The sequence below is a fragment of the Rodentibacter haemolyticus genome (assembly GCF_015356115.1).
Lineage (GTDB): Bacteria > Pseudomonadota > Gammaproteobacteria > Enterobacterales > Pasteurellaceae > Rodentibacter > Rodentibacter haemolyticus.
Map to the genome: position 1 here is coordinate 1,752,026 of NZ_CP063056.1, position 13,435 is coordinate 1,765,460.

A 13,435-nucleotide genomic window follows, 5' to 3' on the forward strand; every position below is an offset into this window, starting at 1 on the left:
GTGATTATTCCTTTGTTTCCGTTAATTTTTTAAATGCCGATGACATTTTAGTTTCAAAGCCATGATCTGTTTTGATAATTAAGTAAATGGCAAGATCATTTTTTTCGGCTATTTCCAGTGCCTTATCTTCTCCAAGCACAAATAAGCCCGTTGATAGACCGTCTGCTGTCATCGAAGTAGGTGCTAACACGGTGATTGATGCCAAATGATGTTGAATCGGGTAACCTGTTTTCGGATCAATTTCGTGAGCAAAACGTTTTCCGTTTTCTTCAAAATAAATACGATAATCACCTGATGTCGCCATTGCCATATTATTTAAACCAATCACACTTTCGACTGCTCTTTCACCTGTCATAGTCGGTTTTTCAATGGCGATCCGCCATGATTTACCTTCTGCATTTTTGCCTTTAGTCCGAATTTCGCCGCCGATTTCCACCATATAATGCTGTACATTTAATTGTTCAAGTTTATCTGCGACTTGATCAACACCAAAACCTTTCGCAATAGAAGAAAGATCAATATAGACTTGGGGCACAGACTTGCTTAATGTTGGTTTTTCACCGCTGAGATCAAGTGTAATTTTATCAATGCCAACCCAAGCTTGACGTTCTGCCAATTGTTCCGGGGTAGGTTGTCGTTCAGGGCGTTTTTCTGGTCCGAATCCCCATAAGTTCACTATCGGGCCAATTGTTACATCAAGTGATCCTTCAGTTACTTTATTTAAACGAATCGCTTCGGCAAGTACTGTAGCAAGGTCTTGAGAAATTTCGATGGAAGTGTTTACTTGAGTATTTTGATTGAAGCGGCTTAATTCGGAATCTTTGATGTAAGTGGACATTTTCGCGTTCACATCTTTTAAGATAGCTTCAATCTGTTTATGAGTGTTTTGTGGATTTTCATTAACGGATCCGTCGTCAATATACTTGACATGATAAGTTGTTCCCATTGTTTTACCGCTGAGAGAAATCATTTCAGGATCTTTTTTACAGGCTGAAAGGGTAAACATTAAGGCAATAGTAACAAATCCGATTAATATTTTTTTCATTTGTTTTTCCTAATAGACGAATTACAGGCAAACTGACTTTTCAATCAGCTTGCCTGTAATCATTATGATAATGAAACGTACTTGCTCATTCTATAAAACGCTTTAAATTTTGACCGCACTTTATAAAGTGCGGTCAATTTTTATGACGTTTTGATTAACTAAAATCAACCGCCGAAATCATCTAATAAGATGTTTTCATCTTCAACGCCTAAGTCTTTCAGCATCTTAATTACCGCAGCGTTCATTACCGGAGGTCCGCACATATAGTATTCACAGTCTTCAGGTGCTTCGTGATTTTTCAGATAGTTTTCATAAAGCACATTGTGAATAAAGCCTGTGTAGCCATCCCAGTTATCTTCCGGTAACGGGTCAGATAAGGCAACGTGCCAAGTGAAGTTCGGATTCTCGGCTTGAAGCTGATCAAAGTCCTCAACGTAGAACATTTCACGTTTAGAACGTGCGCCATACCAGAACGAAATTTTACGTTTAGAATGTAAACGTTTTAATTGATCAAATATATGGGAACGCATCGGTGCCATACCAGCACCACCACCGATAAAGACCATTTCCGCATCGGTATCTTTCGCGAAGAACTCACCGAACGGACCGGAAATCGTTACTTTATCACCGGCTTTTAATGACCAAATGTAAGACGACATTTGACCCGGAGGTGCATCCGGTTGACGTGGAGGAGGCGTTGCAATACGCACATTAAGCATAATGATGCCTTTCTCTTCCGGATATGAAGCCATTGAATAAGCACGGATAATATGTTCGTCCACTTTCGACACATAGCGCCATAAGTCATATTTATCCCAGTCTTCATGGTATTCTTCTGGAATATCGAAGTCCTTGTAGTTCACTACGTGTGGTTCAGCTTCAATTTGAATATAACCACCGGCACGGAACGGAACTTCTTCGCCTTCAGGAATCGCCAATTTAAGTTCTTTGATAAAAGTGGCTTTATTGTCGTTGGAAATAACGGTACATTCCCATTTTTTTACACCAAAGATTTCTTCCGGAAGTTCTACTTCCATATTGCCTTTCACGTTTACCTGACAAGCTAAACGATAACCTTCCTTAGCTTCGCGTTTATTGATGTGAGAAAGTTCGGTCGGGAGGATTTCGCCACCGCCGCTTTTTACTTTTACTACACATTGACCGCAAGAGCCACCGCCGCCGCAAGCAGAAGACACGAAGATCCCTTTGCTTGCTAATGCGCCTAATAATTTACCGCCGGCAGGTAGGGTGATCGCTTTTTCAGGATCTTCATTGATACCGATGGTAATATCACCTGAATCCACAAGTTTTGATTTCGCAAATAAGATGATTGCGACTAACACCAATACGATAACCGTAAATGCGGCAATACCGAGTGCAAGAATTACTGAATCGCTCATTGATTACACTCCTTATAATTGAATACCGGAGAAGGACATAAAGCCCAACGCCATTAAGCCAACAGAAATAAAGGTAATACCCAATCCTTTTAAGCCTGCCGGAATATCCGCATATTTCATTTTTTCCGTTAAACCGGCAAGAGCTACGATAGCAAGCATCCAACCTAAACCGGAACCGAAACCATAGACGATTGATTCAGGGAAGTTGTAATCACGTTGAACCATGAAAGACACGCCACCAAAAATCGCACAGTTTACTGCGATAAGAGGTAAGAAGATCCCTAATGCGTTGTATAGTGACGGCATAAATTTGTCTAATACCATTTCTAAGATTTGTACTAAACCTGCGATAACACCGATAAAGGTAATGAAGTTTAAGAATGATAAATCCACACCTTCAATTAACGCATTTTCTTTCAATACATTTGCATAAATTAATTGGTTGACGGGAACCGCAATCCCTAAAACGAAAGTAACTGCTATTCCTAAACCGAATGCGGTGGAAACCTTTTTTGATACCGCCAAGAAAGTACACATTCCTAAGAAAAAGGATAGTGCCATATTTTCAATGAAGACGGCCTTTACAAAGAGGCTAATATAATGTTCCATTGATTATTTCTCCTGTTGCTCCGGTTTCCAGGTTCTTAATCCCCAGATCACAAACCCAATGATAAAGAATGCACTTGGTGCAAGTAGGAATAAACCGTTTGCTTGGTACCAACCACCATTTTGAATCGTTTCAAAAATAGTGATGCCGAATAGTTTGCCGGAACCGATAAGTTCACGGAAAAAGGCGACAATAATCAACATTGCGCCATAACCTAAACCGTTACCGATACCGTCCACAAAACTTTCAAGTGGCGGTGATTTCATTGCATAAGCTTCAGCACGACCCATTACGATACAGTTAGTAATAATCAAACCAACGAAAACTGAAAGCTGTTTAGATAAACCATAAGCATAGGCTTTCAAAATTTGGTCAACCACGATTACCAATGAAGCAATAATTGCAAGTTGCACGATAATACGAATGCTGTTTGGAATATAGTTACGGATTAATGAAACAAAGAAGTTTGATAAGCCCGTTACTAAGGTTACGGCAATTGCCATTACAAATGCGGTTTCTAATTTTGTTGTTACTGCCAAGGCAGAACAAATGCCAAGAATTTGTAACGCAATAGGATTGTTTTTCACCACAGGGGCTAACAACAGATCTTTTAAATTTGTTTTTCCAGACATTAGTTTGCTCCTGTTTGAAGTTTTTCAAGATATTTACTAAAGCCGTTAGCACTGAACCAATAGTCAAACGTACCTTGAACACCATTGCCGGTTAAGGTTGCACCGGATAAACCGTCAATACTGTGCTCATCTTTCGGTGCTTGACCTTTCACAATGCGAATTGCCGGTTTATGTTGCTCATCAAATAATTTTTTGCCTTTAAATAAACCTGCCCAGTTCGGATTTTCAATTTCACCGCCTAACCCCGGCGTTTCGCCGTGTTGGTAGTAAGTGATACCGTTAATGGTATTGCCGTCCGGTTGAACAGAAACTAAACCGTACATTACAGACCATAAACCGGTACCGTAAATTGGTAAAATCACTTGTTGAGTTTGACCTTGTTCATTTTTTACAAGATAGACTTCCGCAGTTTTAGCACGAGCACGGATTCGTGCTTTATCTTCATCAGCCGGGATTGCTTGTAAGCTTTCGTCGGCTTGCTGAACATACTCACCGCTGTTTAAATCAACAAAGCGTGGTTCAATAAACTTCGCATAGGTTTCTTTTACATCTGTTTTTTCTTGTAAAAGGCCTGCTACGTTTAAGATATTTTTTTGTTTATCGAGTAATTTTTGTTCTTCTTGCGCTGGTTTTAACATTACCGCAGAACCGGCAACAATAACGGAACAAACTAAACTCAACAGCAACACAACAAGAATTGTGCCGCCTACACTGTCTTTATTAAACTTAGCCATTTGTTCTCGCTCTCCGACGTTTGATATTTGCTTGAACTACGAGGTAGTCAAAAATCGGTGCAAATAGGTTTGCAAATAAAATCGCTAACATCATACCTTCCGGATATGCCGGGTTTACAGTACGAATTAGCACCGCCATTACACCGATTAATGCGCCGTACCACCATTTACCGATGTTAGTAAAAGAAGCGGAAACAGGATCGGTTGCCATAAACACCATACCCAATGCAAAACCACCTAAAACAAGGTGCCAGTGCCAAGGCATTGAGAACATTTGGTTGGTTTCGGAACCGATAAGATTAAATAGGGTTGAAGTTGCAATCATACCGATCATTACACCGGCGATAATACGCCACGCTGCAATACGGGTGAATACGATGATTGCGCCACCGATTAAAATGGCTAATGTAGATACCTCACCCATTGAGCCCGGAATATTACCGATAAACGCATCCATCCAAGTGATAGGTGTGCCGCTTACTGCATGTTGTAAAGCACCTTGACCGCCTTGAGACCATTGTGAAAGTGCGGTAGCACCAGAGAAACCGTCTGCGGCAGTCCATACCAAATCACCGGAAATTTGTGCCGGATAAGCAAAGAACAGGAAAGCGCGACCTGCAAGTGCAGGGTTCATAAAGTTACGACCAACGCCACCAAAGATTTCTTTTGCAACAACAATACCGAAACTGATACCTAAAGCGGCTTGCCACAATGGCAATGTCGGCGGAACGATTAAAGCGAAAAGAATGGTAGAAACGAACATCCCTTCATTTACCTCGTGACCACGTACGACAGAGAATAATAATTCCCAAACCGTACAAACGGTGAACACGACTAAGTAGATCGGTAGGAAGAAAATCGCACCTAATGCCATTTTGCTGCCCCAGCCCGCATTCATACTTAGATCCAAGCCAAAACCGTTTGCGAGCGCATAATGCCAGTCGTTTGCGATTAATTGTTCCAAATTACCTAATTGATTTAACGCAGGAATCGCTTGGTTACCCACATTGTACATCCCATAGAAAATCGCAGGGAATAATGCGAGGAAAACCGTGATCATCATACGTTTTGAGTCTAACGCATCACGAACGTGCGTGTTTTTATGCGTTACCGTACCCGGTGTATAGAGCAAGGTGTAAATCGATTCAAAGATCGGATAAAGCTTGCTGTATTTACCGCCGGGCAAAAACGCGGGTTCCATTTTTTCAAAAAGATTTTTTAAACCCATTTTTAACCTTCCTTCTCAATCTTATCTAACACTTGACGCAAGATTGAACCGTATTCATATTTGCCCGGGCAAACGAATGAACAAAGTGCTAAATCCTCTTCATCCAGCTCTAAACAACCTAATGCTTGAGCGCCATCGGTATCACCTGCGATTAAATCACGTAACAATAAGGTTGGTAAAATATCCAATGGCATTACGCGTTCATAATTGCCGATTGGCACCATCGCACGTTCACCGCCGTTTTCTGAGGTGGTGAAGTTGAATAATTTTTTACCGAAATGACCCAATACGGTACGAGTAATGGAATATTTATTTGGTTGCGGTGTGATCCAACCGAAAAACTCTTTCTCATTACCTTCTGCAATCACAGACACCTGCAATGCGTAACGACCTAAATAGTCGTGCGCACCTTTTGCCGTGTTACCGCAAAGCACGGAACCGGAAATAACTCGATTTTCACCCGCACTTAATTCATCTTTAGTCAATTGAGAAAGATTTGCACCGATTACCGTACGCACTAAACGCGGATTATTTACTTGCGGACCGGCAAGTGAAATGACACGTTCTACGTAAAGTTCACCGCTCGTGAATAATTTACCGATAGCAATGACATCTTGATAATTGATATGCCATACGGTTTTTTGTGCACCGACGGGATCAATAAAGTGAATATGTGTTCCAACAAGGCCTGCCGGGTGTACACCGCCGAAATCGTGAATTTCAAGATTTGATAAATCCACGGTTGGAATATTTGTGTCTCCGGCTTTACATAAACGCAACGGCTTGGCAGGGAATAAACGGCCTAGCACGGTTAAACCGTTAGTAAAATCTTGCCAATGCTCTTTTAATACTACTTCGGGATCGGCAGCTAACGGGTTCGTATCCATCGCATTTACGAAGATAGAAGAAGGTTCGCTTTCAATCGCAGGAATTTTGCTGAACGGACGAGTACGCAATGCAGTCCATAAACCTGATTCTACAAGGTTTTGTTTTACTTGCTCGGAAGAAAGCGTATTGAGTTCATCTGCATTATATTTTGCAAAAGTGATTTTTTCATCACCTTTTACGTCAATTACCACAGACTGTAATACACGTTTTTCGCCACGATTAATTGCTGTGATAGTACCGCTTGCAGGGGATGTGAAAATCACACCCGGATTTTTTTTGTCTTCAAAAAGCACTTGACCTTTCTTAACAGTATCACCTTCGCGCACCTTCATAGAAGGACGCATCCCCACATACTCCTCACCAAGAATCGCAACCTGATTCACAACATTACCGTTGTGGATTACTTGTGCCGGTTTTCCTGCGATAGGAAGATCCAAGCCTTTTTTAATTGTAATCATATTGTTTGCACTACTTTTCAAGGTTAAAAATATGATTGCAAATAAGCAAACTTAAATGCAATCTCGTGTTTGAGCGTGACAGAGAATGTTTTAATCATCAAAACATTAACAACTGACACATAAATAAAAAACTCAAATCGGCTCAATTTTTCAACAAGCAAAATAATAAGCTTGTCAAAAAATTAGAAATATAAAATCTAAAGCGCTTCATTCTAGCGAAAATTGACTTTTCATTCCACTTTAACCCACACTTTTTGTGAAAAAATTGTGAACTTTTTAAGAAAATACACCTAAAGGACTAGAAATCGGAAAGGGCATAAACTTATTGTCCTACGCCCATACAATTGGGTGAAATAGGGAAGGACTCCCCCTGTTTTTCCCATTCTTCCTTTGTGTAAAGATGAAGAGCCAATGCGTGAATGCCATTTTTTAAATCATCGGAAAATAATTGATATAATTTTTGATGGCGCTGTACTTTGCTCACACCGGTGAAAGCATCACTTACAATGACCAATTTAAAATGGGAATCGACCCCTTTGCCCGAACTATGCATATGGCTTTCATTTTCTACGCTAGCAAAGTGCGGTTGAAATTCGGCGTGAATTTTATCTAGCAATTCTTGCTGTTTTGACATCATCAATCTCCAATAAAATTTTGTAGATAAGGCTATACATTGGCCCTCAAGTTTGCAAGAATAGCACAGATTAGAGCTATTAATTGAGGAAATTATGAAACTTACCAACAAAATCAAAACGTTCTTGGCAGGTGTTACGACAGTGCTTTTTCTTGCAGGCTGCCAAGCTCCGTCAAACACCTTAACATTTACGCCTCCGGCACCAACGGCATCAATGAATGTGAACCAAACGGCGGTTGTATATGTCACGGTAAACGATCTGCGCACTCAACCCGATGTTTCCTTTTATGTAAAAAACGGTGACTTGGTTAAGCTCAATGCTTCTCCAAGCGTTACACAATTATTTCAACAAGTGATGCAACAAAACTTGATAAGTAAAGGATTTCGCATTGGACAAACCAACAATTCAAATGCCGGCGTTACCGTTCAAATTCAAGACTTTTTTACTCATGTTGATCAGGGCAATTTACGTTATCACTTAAACGCGAAAATTCAAGTCAATGTACTTGTGCAGGGCTCAGCCGGAAATTACAACAAAGTCTTTAATGCGACCCGTTCGCAATCGGGCGCATTTAATGCCGATAATGATGAAATTCAAAAAGTATTGGGTGAAACCTTCAAAGATATTGTGAACAACATTTATCAAGATCAAGAGATAAGTCAAGCGATTAACCGATACAGTCGCTAATTTCAGCTAATTTCAATAGGGGCGGTGTCGCCCCATTTTATCCCTATAAAAACTTGACGAATGCGCCTTTCAAGCGTAACATTCGCGCGATTTTTAATTAGAAGGACACACACTTTGGACAGTCATAGTCGATACCGAATATCACTTTAGACTCTCGCCGTTTATCAGCGAGAGTTCGCTGGTAAATCATTACCTTTCTTCGGCATCTTTTATTGAACGAACCCCATATAAAAACAGGTAGAAAACCGACCGCACTTTTGTTGTGCGGATTTCGTTCGATTTCTTTTTTGTTCACGGTTGGCTCTTCATAATCCTAAAAGGAGTATGACCAATGATAAACGCATTTGCCATTAATGATGCACGCCTTACACGTCTAGATGAAATGGAAAATCTCAGTTCTGCCATTTGGCTTGATTTATTAGAGCCGACCGGTGAAGAACGTGAAATGTTACAGGAAGGTTTAGGGCAAAGTCTCGCTTCTTTCCTTGAATTAGAAGATATTGAAGCATCAGCACGTTTCTTTGAAGATGAAGACGGTTTACATCTTCACTCATTCTTTTATTGCGAAGATGAACAAAACTTCGCGGATCTTGCCAGTGTGGCGTTTACGGTTCGTGACGGTCGCTTATTTACGCTGCGTGATCGTGAATTACCTGCGTTCCGTTTATATCGTATGCGTTCACGTAGTCAACGTTTGCTAGAATGCAATGCTTACGAGGTATTGTTAGATTTATTTGAAACCAAAATCGAGCAACTTGCCGATGTTATTGAAAATGTGTATGCCGATTTGGAAGAATTAAGCCGCGTTATCTTAAACGGTACACAAGATGAGGCTTTTGATGAGGCGTTAAACACCTTAACGGAACAAGAAGACACCAGCTCGAAAGTGCGTTTATGTTTGATGGATACCCAACGCGCCCTAGGTTTCCTTGTGCGTAAAACCCGTTTGCCTGCGAACCAGTTGGAACAAGCGCGTGAAATCTTACGAGATATTGAATCGTTACAGCCGCACAATGAATCTTTATTCCAAAAAGTAAATTTTCTTATGCAAGCGGCAATGGGTTACATTAATATCGAACAGAATAAAATCATGAAATTCTTCTCAGTGGTTTCCGTTATGTTCCTACCGGCAACACTTGTGGCATCCACTTATGGAATGAACTTCGAATTTATGCCGGAACTGCATTTTAAATACGGTTACCCGATGGCAATCGGTTTAATGATTGCAGCGGCGCTAACCCCATATATTTATTTTAGACGAAAAGGATGGCTATAATGGAATTATCCCAAACCGCATTATTTATCGGTTCTCTGATTAATCTTTATGCACTTGTGCTTGTTTTACGTGCGTGGTTACAATTTGCGCGTGTGGATTATTACAACCCGCTTTCACAATTTGCGGTAAAAGCAACGGAGCCGCTACTCAAACCTATTCGTAAAATCGCACCGGTTATCAAAAATATTGATACCGCCGCATTTTTACTTATTTTTGTGCTTGGCATATTAAAAGCTGCGCTTTATTTCGGCTTAGTCATTGATGTGATGCTGGTTTTAGGCGTACTCAGCATTTTAAAAACTGTCGGTGTGGCCATTTTCTACGTATTATTTGCAGGTGCAATTTCAAGTTGGTTTAACCGTGGCAACAGCCCGATTATCTATGCCCTTTACCAACTTTCAGAGCCTTTGCTTCGCCCTGTGAGAAAGATTTTACCGACAATCGGTGTCATTGATTTTTCACCGATGGTGATTGTTTTCATCTTGTTATTTATCAATAATTTTATGATTGATATGCTGCAAGGACTTTGGCTCATTGCAGGCTAAAGCAAAATATAAAACTTTCTAGCCACGATTTTCGTGGCTTTTGTTTACGGAATAAATCATGTCAGCGATTGAACAAACAACGGACGGCATTCGGCTAAAAATTTTTTTACAGCCTAAAGCCAGTAAAGATCATATTGTAGGACTTTATGATAATGAACTTAAAATTACGATCACTGCGCCGCCGGTAGACGGACAAGCCAACGCTCATTTATTGAAATTTTTAAGTAAAGCTTTCAAAGTACCGAAAAGTAGTATCGTACTTGAAAAAGGGGAACTAAATCGTCATAAACAAATTTGGATTCCTAATCCGAAATTAATCCCGAAAGAAATCGAAAATCTCTTGTAAAACAAACAAAAAAATCACCGCACTTTCGTCTCTCTCCCTGTTAATTTACGCCGTTTTACGGTATCCTATGCCACATTTTATAATGTAAAAGCCCGCCGAAGTGCGGTCAAAATTTAAGGTGATTTTATGCAAGAACAATATCGTCCCGATATCATCGAACCGAAAGTTCAGCAATACTGGGCAGAAAATAAAGTTTTTAAAGCCATCAAAGACGAATCCAAAGAAAAATATTACTGTCTTTCAATGTTTCCGTATCCATCAGGCCGCTTACATATGGGACACGTGCGTAACTACACCATTGGTGATGTGATATCACGCTATCAACGTATGTTAGGCAAAAACGTGTTACAACCTTTCGGTTGGGATGCTTTCGGCCTACCGGCGGAGGGGGCGGCGGTTAAAAATAAAACCGCCCCCGCCAAATGGACATACGAAAACATTGCCTATATGAAGAAACAACTTCAACTTTTAGGTTTTGGTTTTGACTGGGATCGTGAAATCGCTACCTGCAAACCGGAATACTACAAATGGGAACAATGGTTCTTCACCGAGCTGTACAAAAAAGGTTTAGTGTATAAAAAAACCTCAACCGTAAACTGGTGCCCGAATGATGAAACCGTGCTTGCCAACGAGCAAGTACACGAAGGTTGCTGCTGGCGTTGTGATACTCCGGTGGAACAAAAAGAAATTCCGCAATGGTTTATTAAAATCACAGATTATGCAGAACAATTACTAGGCGGTTTAGACAATCTTCCGCAATGGCCGGATATGGTAAAAACCATGCAACGCAATTGGATCGGTCGTTCTGAAGGGGTAGAAATCACTTTTGATGTTGCTGAGATAAATGAAAAATTATCGGTTTATACCACACGTCCGGATACTTTCTATGGCGTAAGCTATTTAGGTATTGCGGCAGCGCATCCTCTAGCCGGTTTTGCGGCAAAAAATAACCCGGAATTAGCGGCATTTATTCAAGAAGCCAAAAATACCAAAGTTGCTGAAGCGGATCTTGCAACGATGGAGAAAAAAGGAATGGCGACAGGCTTGTTTGCCGTTCATCCGCTAACCGGTGAAAAACTACCGATTTGGGTGGCCAACTTTGTGCTAATGCACTATGGAACCGGAGCGGTGATGGCAGTACCGGCGCACGATCAGCGCGATTATGAATTTGCGCAAAAATATTTATTACCGATAAAACAAGTGATTGTCCCACTTGCAGATCAAGAAATTGATTTAAGTAAGCAAGCCTTTACCGAACACGGTAGGTTAATTAATTCCGCTGAATTTGACGGTGCGGATTTTGCTGAGGCATTCAATGGCATTGCCGATAAATTAGAAAAATTAGGTGTGGGTAAACGCCAAGTCAATTACCGCTTGCGTGATTGGGGTGTTTCCCGCCAACGTTATTGGGGAGCGCCAATCCCGATGCTTACGCTTGAAAATGGCGATGTTGTGCCTGCGCCTTTAGACGATTTACCAATCATCTTACCTGAAGATGTCGTAATGGATGGTGTGAAAAGCCCGATTAAGGCGGATCCAAATTGGGCGAAAACCACATTTAACGGTGCGCCTGCATTGAAAGAAACCGATACTTTCGACACCTTTATGGAATCCTCTTGGTATTACGCCCGTTATACCTCACCGAAATTTGCCGAAGCGATGTTAGACAAAGAGGAAGCGAATTATTGGTTACCGGTGGATCAATATATCGGTGGTATCGAGCATGCAACGATGCACCTATTATACTTCCGTTTCTTCCACAAACTTTTGCGTGATGCGGGTTTTGTAACAAGTGATGAACCGGCAACGAAATTACTATGTCAGGGAATGGTACTTGCCGATGCGTTCTATTACACCAGCCCGACCAACGAACGTATTTGGGTTAGTCCGACACAGGTTAGTCTTGAACGTGATGAAAAGGGGCGTATCATCAAAGCAACGGATCAGGAAGGGCGTGAATTGGTTCACACCGGTATGACCAAAATGTCGAAATCAAAAAACAACGGTATTGATCCGCAAGAGATGGTGGAAAAATATGGTGCGGATACCGTTCGCTTGTTTATGATGTTTGCTTCCCCGGCGGAAATGACCCTTGAGTGGCAAGAATCCGGCGTGGAAGGGGCAAAACGTTTCTTAGGACGGGTATGGAATCTGGTCTATCAATATCAACAAAATCCGGCAAAAACAGCCCTAGAAATAACCGCACTTTCAGCGGCTCAAAAATCCCTTCGCCGTGAGGTTCACAAGACTATTGCGAAAGTGAGTGATGATATTGGTCGCCGTCAAACCTTCAATACTGCTATTGCAGCGATTATGGAATTGATGAATAAACTCACTAAAGCCCCGTTGGAAAGCGAACAGGATCGTACCGTAATGGCTGAAGCATTGAGTGCCGTTGTGCGTATGCTTTATCCGATTACACCGCACATCTGTTTTGAATTATGGCAGGCATTAGGTAATGAAAGCCATATCGACACCGCAGAATGGGTGAAAGTCGATGAATCTGCGATGGTGGAAGATGAAAAACTGATTGTTGTGCAAGTAAACGGTAAAGTGCGGGGTAAAGTAACGGTTGCGGCAGATGCTGATGAAGAAACCGTGAAAAGCGTTGCTTTTGCTGATGACAACGTGAAGAAATTTACTGATGGTCAGCAAATAGTGAAAGTGATTTATGTTGCAGGTAAATTGTTAAATGTCGTGGTAAAACCACAATAATCCATAAAATGACCGCACTTATTGTGAGAGAAGGCGTAATCATACATCGCCTTTAGTTCCACAAAGAGATAAAAGTGCGGCTAATTTTAAAGGTATTATGTAATAGTTGAACAAATCATTGTAGAGCGTTAAACATTGTAGAACGTTAAATATTGTAGGGTGTGTTAGGCGAAGCCGTAAGCACCAACAGTTTGAAATAGATTCGTTACGCAAAGCTTAACGCACCCGACAATTCAAGT

13 protein-coding genes are annotated in these 13,435 nt (G+C 41.0%); 5 read left to right on the plus strand and 8 right to left on the minus strand.

From position 1 onward, the window contains the following. Window positions 1-4 precede the first annotated feature (4 nt). The 8 genes from IHV77_RS08355 to IHV77_RS08390 all read right to left on the minus strand — a co-directional run bounded on the left by IHV77_RS08355 (window position 5) and on the right by IHV77_RS08390 (window position 7,626). Window positions 5-1,045, minus strand: coding sequence for an FAD:protein FMN transferase (locus tag IHV77_RS08355; RefSeq protein WP_194811512.1), 1,041 nt, complete (start codon window positions 1,043-1,045; stop codon window positions 5-7). A gap of 164 nt (window positions 1,046-1,209) precedes the next feature. Continuing rightward, window positions 1,210-2,445: an NADH:ubiquinone reductase (Na(+)-transporting) subunit F gene (gene nqrF, locus IHV77_RS08360; protein WP_194811513.1), complete on the minus strand. Its 1,236-nt coding sequence runs from the start codon at window positions 2,443-2,445 to the stop codon at window positions 1,210-1,212. Window positions 2,446-2,457: 12 nt separating this feature from the next. After that, window positions 2,458-3,054, minus strand: coding sequence for an NADH:ubiquinone reductase (Na(+)-transporting) subunit E (gene nqrE, locus IHV77_RS08365; RefSeq protein WP_005631374.1), 597 nt, complete (start codon window positions 3,052-3,054; stop codon window positions 2,458-2,460). A 3-nt stretch (window positions 3,055-3,057) separates the two neighbouring features. Further along, a complete protein-coding gene (locus tag IHV77_RS08370; RefSeq protein WP_194811514.1) occupies window positions 3,058-3,684 on the minus strand; it encodes an NADH:ubiquinone reductase (Na(+)-transporting) subunit D in 627 nt (208 codons plus the stop codon). Continuing rightward, window positions 3,684-4,418: a Na(+)-translocating NADH-quinone reductase subunit C gene (locus IHV77_RS08375; protein WP_194811515.1), complete on the minus strand. Its 735-nt coding sequence runs from the start codon at window positions 4,416-4,418 to the stop codon at window positions 3,684-3,686. Before IHV77_RS08375 ends, IHV77_RS08370 begins: the two co-directional genes overlap by 1 nt. After that, window positions 4,411-5,646 carry an NADH:ubiquinone reductase (Na(+)-transporting) subunit B gene (locus IHV77_RS08380; protein ID WP_194811516.1) on the minus strand — a complete coding sequence of 412 codons (1,236 nt, stop codon included), beginning with the start codon at window positions 5,644-5,646 and terminating at the stop codon, window positions 4,411-4,413. The genes IHV77_RS08375 and IHV77_RS08380 overlap by 8 nt, the downstream gene beginning before the upstream one ends. Window positions 5,647-5,648: 2 nt before the next feature. Further along, window positions 5,649-6,992, minus strand: coding sequence for a Na(+)-translocating NADH-quinone reductase subunit A (locus tag IHV77_RS08385; RefSeq protein WP_194811517.1), 1,344 nt, complete (start codon window positions 6,990-6,992; stop codon window positions 5,649-5,651). Between the two features lie 322 nt (window positions 6,993-7,314). Further along, window positions 7,315-7,626 (minus strand): BolA family protein, encoded by a 312-nt coding sequence (locus tag IHV77_RS08390; RefSeq protein ID WP_194811518.1) that lies wholly within the window; start codon window positions 7,624-7,626, stop codon window positions 7,315-7,317. A gap of 94 nt (window positions 7,627-7,720) precedes the next feature. On the opposite strand from IHV77_RS08390, the gene IHV77_RS08395 reads away from it, so the two are divergent. From IHV77_RS08395 to leuS, 5 genes are all read left to right on the plus strand, one after another. Further along, window positions 7,721-8,314 (plus strand): YajG family lipoprotein, encoded by a 594-nt coding sequence (locus IHV77_RS08395; protein ID WP_194811519.1) that lies wholly within the window; start codon window positions 7,721-7,723, stop codon window positions 8,312-8,314. A gap of 331 nt (window positions 8,315-8,645) precedes the next feature. Further along, window positions 8,646-9,590, plus strand: a complete 945-nt coding sequence (gene corA, locus IHV77_RS08400; RefSeq protein ID WP_194811520.1) for a magnesium/cobalt transporter CorA — start codon at window positions 8,646-8,648, stop codon at window positions 9,588-9,590. Next, the gene (locus IHV77_RS08405; protein WP_194811521.1) at window positions 9,590-10,135 is read left to right on the plus strand and encodes a YggT family protein; all 546 of its coding nucleotides are present in this window, start codon (window positions 9,590-9,592) and stop codon (window positions 10,133-10,135) included. Before corA ends, IHV77_RS08405 begins: the two co-directional genes overlap by 1 nt. A 58-nt stretch (window positions 10,136-10,193) precedes the next feature. Next, on the plus strand, window positions 10,194-10,481 hold the full coding sequence (gene yggU, locus IHV77_RS08410) for a DUF167 family protein YggU (protein ID WP_194811522.1): 288 nt from the start codon (window positions 10,194-10,196) through the stop codon (window positions 10,479-10,481). 126 nt (window positions 10,482-10,607) lie between these two features. Beyond that, window positions 10,608-13,196, plus strand: a complete 2,589-nt coding sequence (leuS, locus tag IHV77_RS08415) for a leucine--tRNA ligase (RefSeq protein WP_194811523.1) — start codon at window positions 10,608-10,610, stop codon at window positions 13,194-13,196. The last annotated feature ends 239 nt before the right edge of the window (window positions 13,197-13,435 follow it).

What these genes read in the sequence shown, in the direction of transcription:
- IHV77_RS08355 (WP_194811512.1), bottom strand. Translation starts at nt 1,045, where the DNA reads ATGAAAAAAATATTAATCGGATTTGTTACTATTGCCTTAATGTTTACC.
- nqrF (WP_194811513.1), bottom strand. Translation starts at nt 2,445, where the DNA reads ATGAGCGATTCAGTAATTCTTGCACTCGGTATTGCCGCATTTACGGTT.
- nqrE (WP_005631374.1), bottom strand. Translation starts at nt 3,054, where the DNA reads ATGGAACATTATATTAGCCTCTTTGTAAAGGCCGTCTTCATTGAAAAT.
- IHV77_RS08370 (WP_194811514.1), bottom strand. Translation starts at nt 3,684, where the DNA reads ATGTCTGGAAAAACAAATTTAAAAGATCTGTTGTTAGCCCCTGTGGTG.
- IHV77_RS08375 (WP_194811515.1), bottom strand. Translation starts at nt 4,418, where the DNA reads ATGGCTAAGTTTAATAAAGACAGTGTAGGCGGCACAATTCTTGTTGTG.
- IHV77_RS08380 (WP_194811516.1), bottom strand. Translation starts at nt 5,646, where the DNA reads ATGGGTTTAAAAAATCTTTTTGAAAAAATGGAACCCGCGTTTTTGCCC.
- IHV77_RS08385 (WP_194811517.1), bottom strand. Translation starts at nt 6,992, where the DNA reads ATGATTACAATTAAAAAAGGCTTGGATCTTCCTATCGCAGGAAAACCG.
- IHV77_RS08390 (WP_194811518.1), bottom strand. Translation starts at nt 7,626, where the DNA reads ATGTCAAAACAGCAAGAATTGCTAGATAAAATTCACGCCGAATTTCAA.
- IHV77_RS08395 (WP_194811519.1), top strand. Translation starts at nt 7,721, where the DNA reads ATGAAACTTACCAACAAAATCAAAACGTTCTTGGCAGGTGTTACGACA.
- corA (WP_194811520.1), top strand. Translation starts at nt 8,646, where the DNA reads ATGATAAACGCATTTGCCATTAATGATGCACGCCTTACACGTCTAGAT.
- IHV77_RS08405 (WP_194811521.1), top strand. Translation starts at nt 9,590, where the DNA reads ATGGAATTATCCCAAACCGCATTATTTATCGGTTCTCTGATTAATCTT.
- yggU (WP_194811522.1), top strand. Translation starts at nt 10,194, where the DNA reads ATGTCAGCGATTGAACAAACAACGGACGGCATTCGGCTAAAAATTTTT.
- leuS (WP_194811523.1), top strand. Translation starts at nt 10,608, where the DNA reads ATGCAAGAACAATATCGTCCCGATATCATCGAACCGAAAGTTCAGCAA.